The following is a 1,135-nucleotide window of genomic DNA, read 5'->3' as shown; positions in this document are numbered from 1 at the left end:
CGTTCGGTAAATAACTTCATGGTGAATATCATGGCTGCTGTAGTGGCTTATTGTTTGAATCCCAATAAGCCAACTTTCCAAAATATGCTAAAAGGCTAAGCAGATTTCGTCGAACTCAGGTTAAATATTAAAATGGTGGGATATGGATCAAAAGACATTGGAACAAATAGCAGAGTTTATTTGTGGAAATAATGAAATAATTCATCCTGAATATAGATCAAGTTCAAAAATTACTAAATTTTTTCATAATATAGGTTTGCCATATATTCATAATGGCTCAACTCGCGCTAAATGGGTTTTAGACAGATTAAATGAATTAACAAGTCAACAATTAGCCAATGTATTAAAACGACTTGTTTCTCCACGTGAATATGGTGGTGATAAAGAAAGAGTTTTTAAAGCTTTAAATACTCTAAATAGCATACTGTATGTTGAAGGCTTTGAAATATATCTAGAAGGTATTGAACCAAAGTTTAGAAAAATTCAAATAGATTTTAATGAAAGCAAATTAGAAAAAGACAGAGAACTAAAACCGTTACCTGCACCCAATTTCCTCGCTTTAGGGCTGGAAGTTGGCGTGGGAGAAATATTAAAAAGTAGATGGGATGAAGTTCAAAGATGTATTGATGCTAATGCTCATCTTGCAGCAGTAATTTTAATGGGTAGCATGCTTGAAGGTATTTTATTAGGTGTATGTCAGAAAAATATGATTGAAGCAAATAAGGCAAATTGTGCTCCAAAAGATAAAAATGGGAAAACTAAGCATTTTGCTGACTGGAAATTAGCAGAAATGATAGATGTAGCTCATCAAGTAGGATGGATAGATATTGATGTGAAAAAATTCTCTCATTCCCTGAGGGAATTTAGAAACTTAATTCATCCTTACGAACAAATGATGAATAGGTTCAACCCTGATAAAGATACGATAAATATTTCATGGTTAGTCGTTCAAGCAGCGATTAATGACTTAGCTTTCAAGCTTAAGACATAAAAAAGGAAGCCGAAGCTCACTACTGTCCCATAGTTTGCTTTAAATAAAAAAACCTGAGTCTAAATAGTTAAAATATGAGTGCAAACAAACACTTTAACTATAAAGGACTCAGGTTTTGTCACATCAGAATACCGTATTTCATCA

1 protein-coding gene and 1 pseudogene are annotated in these 1,135 nt (G+C 32.9%); both read left to right on the top strand.

Annotated elements, in window-relative coordinates; all coding sequences use genetic code 11:
- Window positions 1-99, top strand: a pseudogene (locus FTU91_RS16435) (IS982 family transposase); the annotation flags it as partial.
- A 43-nt stretch (window positions 100-142) separates the two neighbouring features.
- Entirely contained in the window at window positions 143-991 is an 849-nt protein-coding gene (locus FTU91_RS16430) for a hypothetical protein (protein ID WP_180082863.1), read from the top strand.
- The last annotated feature ends 144 nt before the right edge of the window (window positions 992-1,135 follow it).

The organism is Acinetobacter sp. YH12201 (assembly GCF_013418145.1).
GTDB lineage: Bacteria > Pseudomonadota > Gammaproteobacteria > Pseudomonadales > Moraxellaceae > Acinetobacter.
The sequence above is the reverse complement of the archived record's forward strand: the minus strand, read 5'-3'. Positions and strand labels throughout refer to the sequence as shown.

Coding starts and splice junctions, on each gene's coding strand:
- FTU91_RS16430 (WP_180082863.1), top strand. CDS start 143: ATGGATCAAAAGACATTGGAACAAATAGCAGAGTTTATTTGTGGAAAT.